The organism is Sphaerisporangium sp. NPDC088356, from assembly GCF_040685555.1.
Classification (GTDB): Bacteria; Actinomycetota; Actinomycetes; order Streptosporangiales; family Streptosporangiaceae; genus Sphaerisporangium.
Window position 1 is genome coordinate 1 of record NZ_JBFBIK010000155.1, and the last position, 14882, is coordinate 14882.

A 14882-nucleotide genomic window follows, 5' to 3' on the forward strand; every position below is an offset into this window, starting at 1 on the left:
TCGAAGCCCTTGTGCGAGGCGTCGTAGCCGATCTCGAGGATCTTCTCCCGGATGACGCCGGGGATGTCGATGTAGGTGTCGGTCGTCACCTCGCCGGCGACGTGGACCTGGCCGGTGGTGATCATCGTCTCGACCGCGACCCGGCTCGTGGAATCGTCCTTGAGCATGGCGTCGAGGATGGCGTCACTGATCTGGTCGGCGATCTTGTCCGGGTGGCCCTCGGTAACCGACTCGGAAGTGAACAGGCGGCGGGACAACTCAGTGGCTCCTCATGCAGCGGCTGCTGACGTCGTGGGCTTGGCGTGAGACGGCCAAAGCGCTCCGCCGAGTCTAGCCCTACCTGAAGCGGCGCCGCTCAACCGTCTTGGCAGATGGTCGTGGCCGACGGCCTAGAGATCGGGAAGCGGATCCCTCGGCAGGTCGCCCGGAGAGAACGCCTCGGCGTCCGCCGCCCCGACGACGGCGACGTATTCATCGTCGACCTCGAAAACCGTACCACCCAACTCGATCGTGGGCCCGGCGCCGAACCGCAGCGGGCCGAGGCGAGTCTGCCGGGGGTAGGTGGCCCAGACGGCCGCGGGCTCGTAGCGGCTAAGCACCTTCGTGGCCAGCACGGTGACGGACCGGTCGGAGACCACGATCATGTAGTTGGCCACACCGCCCGAACCGACCAGCGTGACGGGGAAAACGTAGTGGACGCTCTCGCCGGGGGGCAGCAGAGCGCGGCAGCGTCCTCTGATGGCGGCGGTCACCGGCATAGTTCAGCCCTCTCGCTGCGGCCTGCTCCTGGAGTATCCGCCGGGGATCGCCGGCCAGCAAGCGCCTCAGGGCCGGTAACGGCCCCGCTCAGACCAGCCGGGCGGCGACCAGGTCCCAGACGGCGTCGGCCAGGGCTTCCTTCGGGCCGCGCGGGACCTCCACGGCGTCCCCGCCGGCCACCAGGATCACCGCGGCGTTGTCGGGGGTGCCGAAGGCGAGGTTCTCCCCTACCTGGTTGACGACGAGCAGGTCACAGCCCTTGCGGGCGAGCTTGGCCCGGCCGTTGGCGAGCACGTCGTCGGTCTCGGCGGCGAATCCGGCGATCACTTCGGGAGCGGGCTTGCGCCCTTCCCGGCGCCGGTCGCACAGCTCGGCGAGGATGTCAGGATTTTTCGTGAGATGGATGGGCTCGGGCTCGCCGGACGTCTTCTTGATCTTCGAGTCGCTCCGGGCGGCGGGCCGGAAGTCGGCGACGGCAGCCGCCATGACCACCGCGTCGGCGCGCTCGGCGGCATCGAGGACGGCCGCGCGCAGGTCGAGCGTGGACTCCACGCGCACCATCGTGACCCCGGCGGGGTCGGGCAGCGCGACGTTGGCCGCGACCAGGGTCACCTCCGCGCCGCGCGCCACGGCCGTGCGGGCCAGGGCGTATCCCTGCAGGCCCGAGGAGCGGTTGCCGATGAAGCGGACCGGGTCGATCGCCTCGCGCGTGCCGCCCGCGGAGACCACCACGCGGCGGCCGGCGAGATCGCGCTCGCGCCCGGCCAGGACGCGGCGGCAGACCTCGAAGATCTGCTGGGGGTCGGGAAGGCGCCCGGGCCCGGTGTCGGCGCCGGTGAGCCGGCCCACGGCCGGGTCGATGACCAGCGACCCCCGCTCGCGCAGGGTCGCGACGTTCGCGCGGGTGGCGGGGTGCTCCCACATCTCGGTGTGCATGGCGGGGGCGAGGACCACGGGGCAGCGCGCGGTCAGCAGCGTGTTGGTGAGCAGGTCGCCGGCGAGGCCGTGCGCGGCCTTGGCGAGGATGTCGGCGGTCGCGGGCGCCACCACGACCAGGTCGGCGCTCTGGCCGATGCGGACGTGGGGCACCTCGTGGACGGACTCCCAGACCTCGCTGGTCACGGGGTTGCCGGACAGGGCCGCCCAGGTCGGCTCGCCGACGAAGCGCAGGGCGTCACGGGTCGGGACGACGCGGACCTCGTGCCCCGACTCGGTGAACAGCCGCAGCAGCTCACAGGCCTTGTAAGCGGCGATGCCCGCGCCGACGCCGAGAACGACTCTCGGCCTCGCGCGGACCTGGCTCGCCATCACTGTCTCCGGGAAGGAGCCGGTCAGCCCTCGATCGGCTCGGAGGTGAGCAGACCCTCGGAGACCTCGCGCAGTGCGATGGACAGGGGCTTCTCCTGAGCGTGGGTCTCCACCAGGGGACCGACGTACTCGAGAAGGCCCTCGCCCAGCTGGGAGTAGTAGGCGTTGATCTGGCGCGCCCGCTTCGCGCCCATGATGACCAGGCTGTACTTGCTGTCGACGACCTCAAGCAGCTGGTCGATCGGCGGGTTGGTGATGCCTTCGGCAACCGGGGCAGTGCCTGCCACGTCGTCGGCCTCTCAGTCGAATGTCGAGTCTTGGGTCTTGGCCTCGAAGGATACCAAGAGGAACCGGCAGGGCCGACTCGCCCAGGCCAGGCCGATCTTCACTTCATCAAGGTTATCAGCCGGCCGCACACTTCCTTGACGGCCGTGTTGACGAGTGTGAGATCGAACTCCTTCTCGGCGGCCAGCTCGACGCGGCCCGCGGCGAGGCGGCGCTCGATGACGTCCTCGGGCTCGGTGCCGCGACCGCGCAGGCGGCTCTCCAGCTCTTCCCAGCTCGGCGGGGCCAGGAAGACGAGCAGAGCCTCGGGCATGGTCTCACGCACCTGCCGGGCGCCCTGGAGGTCGATCTCCAGGAGCGTGGGCACGCCATGGGCGAGCTTCCGCTCCACGGGCACGCGGGGCGTCCCGTACCTGTTGCCGGCGAACTCCGCCCATTCGAGCAGCTCGCCATCGGCGATCATGCGGTCGAACTCGTCGCCGGCGACGAAGTAGTACTCGACGCCGTGCGTCTCGCCCGGACGGGGAGCCCTGGTGGTCACCGAGACCGACAGCCACACCTCTGGGTGGGACCGCCGAAGCTCGGCGACGACCGTGGACTTGCCCACGCCCGACGGCCCGGAGAGGACCGTGAGGCGGTTTCCCGTCGGTCCGGAGGAGACCACGGTCGCCTCCGGACTCCCGGATGGAGGCATGGGGTCACCGCTACCTGTCCCAGACCTCCCAAAAACGGGCGCCTCGTGGGCTCCGCCCTCTTCGGGCCAGGACGTACCGATCACACCACACCCCCGTTGATCTTGCTCGTGCGGACCGAGATCAGCTCTCGGCGCCGCCGAACTCGCGCTCCAGAGCTGCGCGCTGGTTGGCGCCGAGGCCCCGTACGCGACGGGACTCGGCGATACCGAGCCGCTCCATGAGCTGCTTGGCGCGGACCTTGCCCACGCCGGGGAGCGACTCCAAAAGTGCCGACACCTTCATCTTGCCGATGACGTCGTCGGCCTGACCACTTTTCAGCACCTCAGCCAGAGAAACCGCGCCGTGCTTCAGCCGGTTCTTGACCTCGGCACGCTCCTTGCGGGCCTTGGCAGCCTTCTCCAGGGCTGCGGCGCGCTGCTCGGGGGTCAGGGGAGGAAGAGCCACGCCGGGTCACCTCGAATTTCTGTCGATGTACTCGGACGGGAGGGGAAACTAGCTGGTCTTCGGCCTCCAAGCAACGTCAAGGCCAGTTTCTCCCCTCACAAAATTCATTTCATTACTCTTCGTGTTCGCGATATCGCGGTGCGTCGACAAAATGCGCCTGTACAGGCCCCTCACGGGCTAGTCATCGCGGTAGGGCGCCGACCCGCCAGGGCTAGTCCTCGCCGCGCCGGGCGAACCTCCCGCCGGCCTCGGAACGACCGCCGGAGGCCTGCGGAAACGGCGCGGACAAACCTCGCATTCAGCTCGAAAGGACCCGGCGGATGGCGGCGGCGATACCCGCGGCGGCCGCTCCGGGGTCGGCGGAGCCGGTGATCGGCCGGCCGATCACGAGAAGATCGGCCCCGTCGGCGATAGCCTGCTCGGGAGTCGCTACTCTTGCCTGATCCTGGGTGTCGGAACCGGCGGGCCGCACCCCGGGAGTGATCAGCGTGATGCCGGGCCCGACCTCCGCGCGCACCGCGGCGACCTCGCGCGGCGAGCAGACGAGGGCCTGGGCGCCCGCGCCGACGGCCTCGACGGCCAGACGGCGCACGGCGTCCCCGGAGGGTCCCCTGACCCCGATGCGCTCCAGATCGGCCTCTGAGAGCGACGTCAGGGCCGTCACGGCGGCGATGACGGTGTTCGGGGCGGACTCCACCGCGGCCTGGATCATCGCGCGCCCTCCGGCCGCGTGGACGGTCAGGATGGCGGGCTTGAGCCGGGCGACGGCGCGGGCGGCGCCCGCGACGGTGTTCGGGATGTCGTGAAGCTTGAGATCGAGGAAGACCTGGATGCCGGTGGCCCCTCTCACGGAGGCGATCACATCGGGGCCGTACCGCAGGTACAGTTCGAGGCCGACCTTCACGGTGCTCACGTGCGGAGTGACCAGGGCCGCCCAGCGGGCCGCCGTCTCCAGATCGGGTGCGTCCAGGGCGACGGCGATGGGTGCGGACGTCACAGAGAGCTCTCCTCCAGGTCGATTCGGTGCCGGGGCCCTGCCCCGGGTGGCCGGTGGGCCAGCCCCACGGCGTCGGCGAGCCGCTCGAAGCCCCGCTCCTTGAGCAGGTCTTCGAGCTCCCGCAGGATCCGCAGGCAGGCGTAGGGGTCGTGGAACAGCGCGGTGCCCACCGAGACGGCGCAGGCGCCCGCGAGTATCAGCTCCAGGGCGTCGCGGCCGGTCATGACGCCGCCCATGCCGACGATGGGCACGCCCGGCAGGGCGGCGTGCACCTGCCACAGGCAGCGCACGGCGAGGGGCCTGATGGCGGGCCCTGAGAGCCCGCCGGTGCCCGCGGCGAGCGAGGGGCGCATGGTGTCGACGTCGATGCTCATGCCGAGCGGTGAATTGATCATGGCGAGCGCGTCGGCCCCGCCGTCCACGCACGCGCGGGCCACGGCGACGATGTCGGCCACGTCCGGGGCGAGCTTGGCCACCACAGGGACGTCGTAGCGCATGGTGGCCCGCACCGAGGCGATGACCTCGGCCGAGGCGGCGGGGTCGCGCGCGAACACCCGCCCGAGGTCCTCGACGTTCGGGCACGACAGGTTGACCTCGATCGCGGCCACACCGGGCGCGTCGGCCAGCCTGCGCGCGAGCGCGGTGTACTCGGCGACGCTGCCGCCGGCGACCGACACCACCGCGCGCGCCCCTCGCTCGACCAGGCGCGGCAGCTCGTGTTCGAGGAAGGCGTCCACGCCCGGCCCCTGGAGCCCCACGGCGTTCAGCATTCCGGAGGGCGTCTCGGCCATCCTGGGGGTGGGCCGCCCGGCCCTGGGCGCCATGGTGATCGAGTGGGTCACAACGGCGCCGAGGCGGGCGAGGTCGAAGAACTGGGAGAGCTCGGCGCCGGAGGCGGCGCACCCGGCGGCCGTGGTGATCGGGTTGGCCAGTTCGACGTGCGCGAGGTACGTCCGCATGTCAACTGACATTTCGGGTGTGAGCACCTCCCTCCTGTGCTCGTCCCCCGGGCGCTCCCAGGGCATCGAACGGAATGGTCCCGATGTCCTCGAACCGCACCCGCTCGCCGCGGAACACCGGTCCCTCCACGCAGGATCGAACCATGCGCGTGACCCCGTCGTCGCCGATGACCGGAAGCACGCACGTCATGCAGACGCCGTACCCGCACGCCATCGACTCCTCGACGGAGACCTGGACCGGGATGTCGAACTCGACGGCGACGGCGGTCACGCCGCGCAGCATCGCCATCGGGCCGCACGCGTAGACCACGTCGGCCCGCGCGTCGGCGATCACCGAGGGCAGGGCGTCGGTGACCCGGCCGCGCAGGCCGAGCGAGCCGTCCTCGGTGGTCAGGGTCGTGGTCTCGCCCATGCGCCGGGCGCGGAGGGCGCCGAAAACCCGGTCGGCCGAGGCGGCCCCGAGCACGAAGTCGACCCGGCACCCGCGCTGCTGCAGCGTGTCGGCCAGGGCGAACAGCGACGCGGAGCCGTACTCGCCGCCGACGAGCACGCACGCGCACGGGTCGCGCGGCACCGGGAACGGGCGGCCGAGCGGGCCGACCAGGTCGAGGCTGTCCCTGGCCTTGCGCTCGGCGAGCCACGAGGTGCCCCGGCCGCGCACGGCGAAGACGAGCTCCACCGTGCCGCCGTAGTCGGGCTTGACGTCGTGCACGGAGAAGACACGGCGCGTCGGCATGGAGGTGTGCGGCCCGCCGACTGCCACGGAGACGAAGTGGCCGGGACGGAAGCGCTCGGCGATGCCGGGCGCCACCACGGTGAGCGCGTGATAGGCGTCGACACGGCGCGTGGTCAGCACCGTGCCCGTCACCTGCACCGGAGTAACGGCCGTCTCCTTCACCTCCCGCCTGGTCGTCAGCCCCTCAGCCGCTGGGCGTGCTCCTGGAGCGACCGTACGCCCACGGAGCCCGCGGCGATCGCCTGGATGCCCTGAACGGCCGCACCGAGGCCCTGCACAGTGGTGACGCACGGGATGCCCCGCAGGACGGCCGCCGTGCGGATCTCGTAGCCGTCGAGCCGGGGGCCGGACTGCCCCGGGCTGCCGAAGGGGGTGTTCACGATGAGGTCCACCTCGCCGTCGAGGATCCGGGTCACGATGGTCGGCTCACCGTCCGTGCCGGCGCCGTCGCTCTGCTTTCGCACGATCTTGGCATGGACGCCGTTGCGGCGCAGCACCTCCGCGGTGCCCTCCGTGGCCAGGATCTCGAACCCCAGGTCGGCCAGGGCCTTCACCGGGAAGATCATCGCGCGCTTGTCGCGGTTGGCCACCGAGACGAACGCCCGGCCCTTGGTCGGCAGCGACCCGTACGACGCCGACTGCGACTTGGCGTAGGCCGTGCCGAAGACCTCGTCGATGCCCATGACCTCGCCCGTGGAGCGCATCTCGGGGCCGAGGATCGTGTCGACGCCCAGGAACCGGTTGAACGGCAGCACGGCCTCCTTGACCGCGATGGGCGCGTCCAGGGGCAGCGTGCCGCCGTCGCCCGTGGCCGGCAGCATGCCCTCCTCGCGGAGTTCGGCGATGGTGGCGCCCATCATGACCCGGGCCGCGGCCTTGGCGAGCGGCACCGCGGTCGCCTTGGACACGAACGGCACCGTGCGGCTCGCGCGGGGGTTGGCCTCAAGGACGTACAGGACGTTGGCCGACATGGCGTACTGGACGTTCAGGAGCCCGCGCACGCCCACTGCGCGAGCGATGGCCTCGGTGGCGGCGCGGATGCGCTTGATGTCGAACCCGCCGAGCGTGATCGGCGGCAGCGCGCACGCCGAGTCGCCGGAGTGGATGCCGGCCTCCTCGATGTGCTCCATGACCCCGCCGAGGTAGAGCTCGGCGCCGTCGTACAGCGCGTCCACGTCGATCTCGATGGCCTCGTCGAGGAACTTGTCCACCAGCACCGGGTGGTCGCTCGCCGCGCCGGCCCGCGACATGTACGCGCTCAGCGTCTCCTCGTCGTACACGATCGCCATGCCCGCGCCGCCGAGCACGTACGAGGGGCGCACGAGGACGGGGTAGCCGATGTCCTCGGCGATGGCCCGCGCCTCCTCCACGGTGATGGCGGTGCCGTGCTTGGGAGCGGGCAGGCCCGCCTCGGCGAGCACCCGCCCGAAGGCGCCGCGCTCCTCGGCCAGGTGGATCGACTCGGGGCTGGTGCCGACCACGGGCACGCCCGCGTCCTTGAGCGCCTGGGCGAGGCCCAGCGGCGTCTGCCCGCCGAGCTGGACGATCACTCCGGCGACCGGCCCGGTCGACCGCTCGGCGTGCACGACCTCAAGGACGTCCTCCAGGGTGAGCGGCTCGAAGTAGAGCCGGTCGGAGGTGTCGTAGTCCGTGGAGACCGTCTCCGGGTTGCAGTTGACCATCACGGTCTCGTACCCGGCGGCCGACAGTTCGAACGAGGCGTGCACGCAGGCGTAGTCGAACTCGATGCCCTGCCCGATGCGGTTCGGACCGCTGCCGAGGATGATCACCTTGGGGCGGTCGCCGTAGGGGACCTCGGTCTCCTCGTCGTAGGTCGAGTAGAGGTAGGGCGTCTTGGCGGCGAACTCGGCGGCGCAGGTGTCCACGGTGTTGTAGACGGGCCGCACGTCGAGCCCGTGGCGCAGCGCCCTGACCTCGGGCTCGGAGGAGCCGCGGATCTCGGCGATCTGCGCGTCGCTGAAGCCGTGCCGCTTGGCGCGGACCAGCGCCCCGGCCGTCAGCTCGCCCTCGCCCAGCGCCCGGGCCTCCTCGTCGATGAGGTAGAGCTGGTCGAGGAACCACGGGTCGATGTTCGTGGCCTCGTACAGCTCGTCGATCGTGGCGCCGGCCCTGATGGCCTGCTGCATCGTGCGCAGCCGCCCGTCGTGCGGCGTGCGGGCGGCGTTGAGAAGCCCGTCCTTGCCGGCGGGTTCTCCCGCCCAGCTGAAGGACGATCCCTTCTTCTCCAGCGATCTGAGGGCCTTCTGGAGGGCTTCGGGGAAGGACCGGCCGATGGCCATGGCCTCGCCGACCGACTTCATGTGGGTGGTCAGGGTCTGGTCGGCCCCGGCGAACTTCTCGAAGGCGAAGCGCGGCACCTTGACCACGATGTAGTCGAGCGACGGCTCGAACGACGCCGGGGTCTCGCGGGTGATGTCGTTCGGGATCTCGTCGAGCGTGTAGCCGACGGCGAGCTTGGCCGCGATCTTGGCGATCGGGAAGCCGGTGGCCTTGGAGGCCAGCGCGCTCGACCGCGACACGCGCGGGTTCATCTCGATGACGACCATGCGCCCGGTGCGCGGGTCGACCGCGAACTGGATGTTGCAGCCGCCGGTGTCGACCCCGACCTCGCGGATGACCGCGATCGCGACGTCGCGCATGTTCTGGTACTCGCGGTCGGTCAGCGTCAGGGCCGGGGCCACGGTCACGCTGTCGCCGGTGTGCACGCCCATCGGGTCGATGTTCTCGATGGAGCAGACGATGACGACGTTGTCGGCCCGGTCGCGCATGACCTCGAGCTCGTACTCCTTCCAGCCGATGATCGACTCCTCGAGGAGGACCTCGGTGGTCGGCGAGGCGTCGAGCCCGGCGCCGGCGATGCGGCGCAGGTCGTCCTCGCCGTAGGCGAACCCGGAGCCGGCGCCGCCCATGGTGAAGCTCGGCCGCACGACGACCGGGTAGCCGAGGCCGGCCGCCGCGCCGAGGCACTCCTCCAGCGTGTGGCAGATCACCGACCTGGCCGACTCGGCGTTGAGACCGTGCTCGTCGGCCACCTTGGCGACGATCTGCTTGAACAGCTGGCGGTTCTCGCCCGCCTGGATGGCGTCGATGTCCGCCCCGATGAGCTCGACGCCGTACCGCTCCAGCACTCCGGCCTCGTGCAGCGCCACCGCCGCGTTGAGCGCCGTCTGGCCGCCGAGGGTGGGCAGCAGGGCGTCGGGGCGCTCCCTGGCGATGATCTTCTCGACGATCTCGGGCGTGATCGGCTCGACGTACGTCGCGTCAGCGAACTCGGGGTCCGTCATGATCGTCGCCGGGTTGCTGTTGACCAGGATGACCCGGTAGCCCTCGGCGCGCAGGACCCTGCACGCCTGGGTGCCCGAGTAGTCGAACTCGCACGCCTGCCCGATCACGATCGGCCCGGAGCCGATGACCATGATCGAGCTGATGTCAGTGCGCTTAGACACTCTCGCCCTCCGCCTTCACCGTCGTGTCAGGGCGCGCCATCAGGGCGCAGAACTCATCGAACAGGCCCGCGGCGTCGTGCGGCCCCGCGGCGGCCTCGGGGTGGTACTGCACGCTGAACCCCGGGTAGTCCAGCAGGCGCAGCCCTTCCACGCAGTCGTCGTTGAGGTTCACGTGGCTGACCTCCGCGCGGCCGTACGGGGTGTCGAACGGGCCGTCCAGGGGCGCCCGCACGGCGAAGCCGTGATTGTGGGCTGATATGTCCACCTTGCCGGTGCGGCGGTCCTGCACCGGCTGGTTCACGCCCCGGTGGCCGTACCGCAGCTTGTACGTGCCGAGCCCGAGGGCGCGGCCGAGGATCTGGTTGCCGAAGCAGATGCCGAAGACCGGCCTGCCCGCGTCCAGCACGCCCGTGAGCGCCTCGACGGCGTAGTCGGCGGTCGCCGGGTCGCCCGGGCCGTTCGAGAGGAACACGCCGTCCGGGTCGAGGGCGAGGATGTCGGCCGCGGTCGCGCCCGCCGGGAGCACGTGGACCTCGCACCCTCGCTCGGCCATGCGGTAGGGCGTCATCGCCTTGATGCCGAGGTCGACCGCCGCCACCGTGAACCGCTTGCGCCCGTGCGCCGGGACGACGTACGGCTCGGCCGTGGAGACCTCCTTGGCGAGGTCGGCGCCCACCATCGAGGGACTGTTCCGCACCTTCTCGGCCAGCTCCTCCACCGGGGCCGCCGGGGAGGTGAAGACCCCCGCGCGCATGGCGCCGCGCTCGCGCAGGTGGCGGGTGAGCGCCCGCGTGCCCGGCATGGCGATGCCGACCACGCCCTGCGCGCGCAGCTCCTCGTCCAGCGAGCGGCGGGAGCGCCAGTTCGAGGCGACCCGCGCCGGCTCGCGCACCACGTACCCGGCCACCCAGATGCGGGACGACTCCGGGTCCTCGTCGTTGACGCCGGTGTTGCCGATGTGCGGCGCGGTCATCGCCACGATCTGCCGGTGGTAGGAGGGGTCGGTGAGGGTCTCCTGGTAGCCGGTCATGCCGGTGGAGAAGACCATCTCGCCGAACGTCTCGCCCTCGGCGCCGTACGGCGTGCCGTGGAAGGCCCGGCCGTCCTCCAGGACGAGGACGGCTGTGCCGGTGGTCGCGCGCGTCACGTGAGCTTCCCTTCGAGAACGGTGGGACGGCCGCGCAGGAAGGTCGCGACGACCCTGCCCGGCAGCGTCATGCCCTGGTAGGGCGTGTTTCGGCTCTTGGAGGCGAACCCGCCGGGGTCCACCGCCCAGCGTACGGAGGGGTCGACCAGGGTGAGGTTCGCGGGGGCGTCCGCCTGGAGCGGCCCGCCGTGGCCCGCCAGCCGCCCGATGTGGGCGGGACGGGCCGACATGCGGTCGGCGACGCCCGCCCAGTCGAGCAGCCCGGTCTCGACCATGGCCTCCTGGACCACCGACAGGGCGGTCTCCAGGCCGATCATGCCCATGGCCGCCGCCGGCCACTCGGTCTCCTTGTCCTCGACCGGGTGCGGCGCGTGGTCGGTGGCCACGCAGTCGATCGTGCCGTCGGCCAGGGCCTCGCGCAGCGCCCGCACGTCGGTCTCGGTGCGCAGCGGCGGGTTGACCTTGTAGATCGGGTTGTACGCGCCCGCCGGCGAGGTCTCCGCGCAGGTGTCGGTGAGCAGCAGGTGGTGCGGGGTCACCTCGGCGGTGACGTCCCAGCCCTTCGACTTCGCCCAGCGGATGATCTCCACAGAGCCCGCCGTCGAGACGTGGCAGATGTGCAGCCGGGAGCCGACGTGCGCGGCCAGCAGGCAGTCGCGCGCGATGATCGCCTCCTCGGCGACGGCCGGCCAGCCGGTCAGCCCGAGGCGGCCGGACACCGAGCCCTCGTTCATCTGCGCGCCCTCGGTCAGGCGCGGCTCCTGCGCGTGCTGGGCCACCACCCCGTCGAACGCCTTGACGTACTCCAGGGCGCGGCGCATCAGGACGGCGTCGGAGACGCACACCCCGTCGTCGGAGAAGACCCGGACCCGGGCCGCGCTGTCGGCCATCGCGCCGAGCTCGGCGAGCTGCCTGCCCGCCAGCCCCGCGGTGACGGCGCCCACCGGCTGGACGTCGCAGTGCCCGGCCTCCTGGCCGAGCCGCCAGACCTGCTCCACGACGCCCGCCGTGTCGGCGACCGGCGAGGTGTTGGCCATGGCGTGGACGGCGGTGAACCCGCCGAGCGCCGCCGCGGCGGTGCCGGACTCGACGGTCTCGGCGTCCTCCCGGCCGGGCTCGCGCAGGTGGGTGTGCAGGTCGACCAGGCCGGGCAGCGCGATCAGCCCGCCGGCGTCGACGTGCGCGGCGCCCGTGCCGTCGACCTGGCCCGGGGCGCCGATCGCGGCGATGTACCCGTCCTTGATCAGGATGTCCCGCGGCTCGCCCCCGAGGACGCGGGCGGCTTTGAGGAGGTAGCTCACTGGTTTCCCCCGATCGCGGGCTCTGAGCCGGACAGAAGCAGGTAGAGGACGGCCATGCGCACGGTCACGCCGTTGGTGACCTGCTCGACGATGGTCGAGCGCGCGGAGTCCGCGACCTCGGCGGCGATCTCCATGCCGCGGTTCATCGGCCCAGGGTGCATCACGATCGCCCCCTCGGGCATCCTGCCGAGCCGCTCGGGGGCCAGGCCGTAGCGGCGGCTGTACTCGCGGGCGGAGGGGAAGTACGAGGCGTTCATCCGCTCGTGCTGGACCCGCAGCATCATGACCACGTCGGACTTGGGGAGCACGGCGTCGAAGTCGTAGGAGACCTCGCACGGCCAGTCGCCCATCGCCACCGGCAGCAGCGTCGGCGGCGCGACGAGCGTCACCTCGGCGCCGAGCGTGTGCAGCAGGTGGACGTTCGAGCGGGCGACCCTGCTGTGCAGCACGTCGCCGACGATCGTCACCCTGCGGCCGTCGAGGTCGCCGAGGCGCCTGCGCATGGTGAAGGCGTCCAGCAGCGCCTGGGTCGGATGCTCGTGGGTGCCGTCGCCGGCGTTGACCACGCTGCCGTCCACCCAGTTGGCCAGGCGGTGCGGGGCCCCTGAGGCGCCGTGGCGGATCACCACGGCGTCGGCGCCCATCGCCTGGAGGGTGAGCGCGGTGTCCTTGAGGCTCTCCCCCTTGGACACGCTCGACCCCTTGGCCGAGAAGTTGATCACATCGGCGGACAGCCGCTTGGCGGCGGCCTCGAAGGAGATGCGGGTGCGGGTGGAGTCCTCGAAGAAGAGGTTCACGACGGTGCGCCCGCGCAGGGTCGGCAGCTTCTTGATGGAACGGTCCGAGACCTGCGACAGCTGCTCGGCGGTGTCGAGGATCAACAGCGCGTCGTCGCGCGACAGGTCGGCCGTGGACAGCAGGTGACGGTTCATCGCTGGCCTCCCCTCAGCAGGACCGCGTCGCGCTGGTCGGTCTCAGCGAGGCACACCCGTACGGTCTCGGCCCGGGAGGTCGGGAGGTTCTTGCCCACGTAGTCGGCGCGGATCGGCAGCTCGCGGTGGCCCCGGTCGACAAGGACGGCCAGCCGTACGGCGGTGGGACGGCCGAGGTCATTGAGCGCGTCGAGCGCCGCGCGGACGGTGCGGCCTGAGTAGAGGACGTCGTCGACCAGGACGACGATGCGGCCGTCCACGCCCTCCTCGGGAAGCTCGGTGCGGCCGAGGGCGCGCGCCGGCTTCAGCCTCAGGTCGTCGCGGTACATCGTCACGTCGAGGGAGCCTGAGGCCACGGGATGGCCCTCGACCTGCTCGATGCGGTCGGCGAGCCTGCGCGCCAGGAAGGTGCCACGGGTCGGGATGCCGAGGAGGAGCAGCTTCTCGGGGCCCTTGGCGCGTTCGAGGATCTCGTGGGCGATGCGGGTGAGGGCCCGGTTGATGTCGGGGGCCTCCAGCACCGCGCGCTCACCGTCGTTGGGCCGCTGGCCGTCAAGCGTCTGGTCACCGTCGTGCCGGGGATCTTCGTCGCGCGCCTGATTTCGGGCGACGTTCATGAGGGTCACCACCTTTCCCGCCTCACAGGACGGGTCTTAAAGGAACTGGTTCACCCACGTTATCAGCCTTGAAGGAAACCTCCCGAACCGGTTCGGCCTTCGTAACCTGGGCAGATGCCCGTATGCCGGATCTCACGCGCCGGGTCTCCGGACCCGTCGGCCACGCCGCGGTCGTACGGAACCTGTGCGGTCCCTGTACGGACGGAGCATGTGCGGCGCTTGCGACCGAGCAGATCAGGGCCGGACCGGACAGGATTCGGCATCTTTTTTCCAATCAGCTTGACCAAACCCGTCCACACCTTTACCGTCACTGTCCGTAACCACACCTCGCGACGTTCTCGGGTAAACCACGACGCGTCGGTCACCGATGGTGCCTCCCCGGGTGCCACCCGATCGCCGTGGCATTCGTCGCAAGGCGCACAATAAGTGAGAACGTTCATAGAAAGCCGGGGGGCCAAACGATGCCGTCTGACTACGCCAAGTCGCTGGGCGCACGACTCCGCGCCATCCGCACCCAGCAGGGACTATCACTGCACGGAGTCGAAGAGAAGTCTCGGGGCAGGTGGAAGGCCGTCGTCGTGGGCTCCTACGAGCGTGGCGACCGTGCCGTGACAGTGCAGAAGCTCGCCGAGTTGGCCGATTTCTACGGCGTGCCGGTCTCGGAGCTGCTCCCTGGCGGCTCGGCGCCGAGCCCTCTCGGCCCCACGCCGAAGCTCGTGATCGACCTTGAGCGCCTTGCCCAGTTGCCCAAGGAGAAGGCCGGGGCCCTCGCCCGTTACGCGGCCACGATCCAGAGCCAGCGTGGCGACTACAACGGCAAGGTGCTGTCGATCCGCCAGGAGGACCTCCGCTCCCTGGCGGTCATCTATGACAAGTCCCCCACCGAGCTCACCGAAGAGCTGATCAACTGGGGTGTGCTCGACGCCGAGGCCCGCCGCGCCGTCGAGTCCTTCTGACCGCGTCGTCCTGAGGGACACGCCTGCGCATCCCGCCAGCTGAGATGCTCCGGCGCCTCCCGCGACTTGAGCGATGCTCCGGCGCACCCATGACCTGGGGGATGCTTCGGCACAGTTCCTGACTTGAGAGATGTGCCGTGGCATCCCGGGCCGGGCGGGGCACCCGCGGCGGGGGGGGGGGGGGGCGCCCCCCGCGGGGGACCCCGTCCCCCCCCGGTCCGCCCCCCGGCCCCCCCCCCCCGACGCGGACGCCGACGGCACGGTGCTGACCGAGCCGCT

General features: G+C 71.2%; 15 protein-coding genes. 1 reads left to right on the forward strand and 14 read right to left on the reverse strand.

All coding sequences use genetic code 11. From position 1 onward, the window contains the following. The 14 genes from AB0O34_RS33400 to pyrR all read right to left on the reverse strand — a co-directional run. Positions 1-257: S-adenosylmethionine synthetase N-terminal domain-containing protein (locus AB0O34_RS33400; RefSeq protein WP_363922383.1), on the reverse strand; the 257-nt coding region annotated here is incomplete at its 3' end. A 132-nt stretch (positions 258-389) separates the two neighbouring features. Beyond that, positions 390-758 (reverse strand): hypothetical protein, encoded by a 369-nt coding sequence (locus tag AB0O34_RS33405; protein ID WP_363922385.1) that lies wholly within the window; start codon positions 756-758, stop codon positions 390-392. A gap of 88 nt (positions 759-846) precedes the next feature. Beyond that, entirely contained in the window at positions 847-2067 is a 1221-nt protein-coding gene (gene coaBC, locus AB0O34_RS33410) for a bifunctional phosphopantothenoylcysteine decarboxylase/phosphopantothenate--cysteine ligase CoaBC (RefSeq protein ID WP_363922387.1), read from the reverse strand. A gap of 23 nt (positions 2068-2090) precedes the next feature. Further along, positions 2091-2354, reverse strand: coding sequence for a DNA-directed RNA polymerase subunit omega (rpoZ, locus tag AB0O34_RS33415; RefSeq protein WP_203982740.1), 264 nt, complete (start codon positions 2352-2354; stop codon positions 2091-2093). 98 nt (positions 2355-2452) lie between these two features. Beyond that, positions 2453-3046, reverse strand: a complete 594-nt coding sequence (gene gmk / locus AB0O34_RS33420) for a guanylate kinase (RefSeq protein WP_363922389.1) — start codon at positions 3044-3046, stop codon at positions 2453-2455. A gap of 121 nt (positions 3047-3167) precedes the next feature. Next, positions 3168-3491: an integration host factor, actinobacterial type gene (gene mihF / locus AB0O34_RS33425; protein ID WP_262842855.1), complete on the reverse strand. Its 324-nt coding sequence runs from the start codon at positions 3489-3491 to the stop codon at positions 3168-3170. Between the two features lie 298 nt (positions 3492-3789). After that, positions 3790-4488, reverse strand: coding sequence for an orotidine-5'-phosphate decarboxylase (gene pyrF, locus AB0O34_RS33430; protein ID WP_363922391.1), 699 nt, complete (start codon positions 4486-4488; stop codon positions 3790-3792). Next, complete coding sequence (locus AB0O34_RS33435) at positions 4485-5459, reverse strand: dihydroorotate dehydrogenase (RefSeq protein WP_363922393.1); 975 nt, start codon at positions 5457-5459, stop codon at positions 4485-4487. Before AB0O34_RS33435 ends, pyrF begins: the two co-directional genes overlap by 4 nt. After that, positions 5449-6345, reverse strand: coding sequence for a dihydroorotate dehydrogenase electron transfer subunit (locus AB0O34_RS33440; RefSeq protein ID WP_363922395.1), 897 nt, complete (start codon positions 6343-6345; stop codon positions 5449-5451). The genes AB0O34_RS33435 and AB0O34_RS33440 overlap by 11 nt, the downstream gene beginning before the upstream one ends. Before the next feature lie 14 nt (positions 6346-6359). Then, entirely contained in the window at positions 6360-9650 is a 3291-nt protein-coding gene (gene carB / locus AB0O34_RS33445) for a carbamoyl-phosphate synthase large subunit (protein ID WP_363922397.1), read from the reverse strand. After that, positions 9643-10797 carry a glutamine-hydrolyzing carbamoyl-phosphate synthase small subunit gene (gene carA, locus AB0O34_RS33450; protein WP_363922399.1) on the reverse strand — a complete coding sequence of 385 codons (1155 nt, stop codon included), beginning with the start codon at positions 10795-10797 and terminating at the stop codon, positions 9643-9645. Before carA ends, carB begins: the two co-directional genes overlap by 8 nt. After that, the gene (locus AB0O34_RS33455) at positions 10794-12098 is read right to left on the reverse strand and encodes a dihydroorotase (protein WP_363922401.1); all 1305 of its coding nucleotides are present in this window, start codon (positions 12096-12098) and stop codon (positions 10794-10796) included. The genes carA and AB0O34_RS33455 overlap by 4 nt, the downstream gene beginning before the upstream one ends. Next, the gene (locus AB0O34_RS33460) at positions 12095-13030 is read right to left on the reverse strand and encodes an aspartate carbamoyltransferase catalytic subunit (RefSeq protein ID WP_363922403.1); all 936 of its coding nucleotides are present in this window, start codon (positions 13028-13030) and stop codon (positions 12095-12097) included. Before AB0O34_RS33460 ends, AB0O34_RS33455 begins: the two co-directional genes overlap by 4 nt. After that, complete coding sequence (pyrR, locus tag AB0O34_RS33465) at positions 13027-13647, reverse strand: bifunctional pyr operon transcriptional regulator/uracil phosphoribosyltransferase PyrR (protein WP_363922405.1); 621 nt, start codon at positions 13645-13647, stop codon at positions 13027-13029. The genes AB0O34_RS33460 and pyrR overlap by 4 nt, the downstream gene beginning before the upstream one ends. 461 nt (positions 13648-14108) lie before the next feature. Here pyrR and AB0O34_RS33470 point away from each other — a divergent pair, with 461 nt between their 5' ends. Further along, complete coding sequence (locus AB0O34_RS33470) at positions 14109-14603, forward strand: transcriptional regulator (RefSeq protein WP_189166358.1); 495 nt, start codon at positions 14109-14111, stop codon at positions 14601-14603. Positions 14604-14882 lie beyond the last annotated feature (279 nt).

Bases quoted from the DNA above. Each gene is read 5' to 3' on its own strand.
- pyrR (WP_363922405.1), bottom strand. From the start codon at position 13,647: ATGAACGTCGCCCGAAATCAGGCGCGCGACGAAGATCCCCGGCACGAC.
- AB0O34_RS33470 (WP_189166358.1), top strand. From the start codon at position 14,109: ATGCCGTCTGACTACGCCAAGTCGCTGGGCGCACGACTCCGCGCCATC.
- AB0O34_RS33460 (WP_363922403.1), bottom strand. From the start codon at position 13,030: ATGAACCGTCACCTGCTGTCCACGGCCGACCTGTCGCGCGACGACGCG.
- AB0O34_RS33405 (WP_363922385.1), bottom strand. From the start codon at position 758: ATGCCGGTGACCGCCGCCATCAGAGGACGCTGCCGCGCTCTGCTGCCC.
- gmk (WP_363922389.1), bottom strand. From the start codon at position 3,046: ATGCCTCCATCCGGGAGTCCGGAGGCGACCGTGGTCTCCTCCGGACCG.
- coaBC (WP_363922387.1), bottom strand. From the start codon at position 2,067: ATGGCGAGCCAGGTCCGCGCGAGGCCGAGAGTCGTTCTCGGCGTCGGC.
- AB0O34_RS33435 (WP_363922393.1), bottom strand. From the start codon at position 5,459: ATGTCAGTTGACATGCGGACGTACCTCGCGCACGTCGAACTGGCCAAC.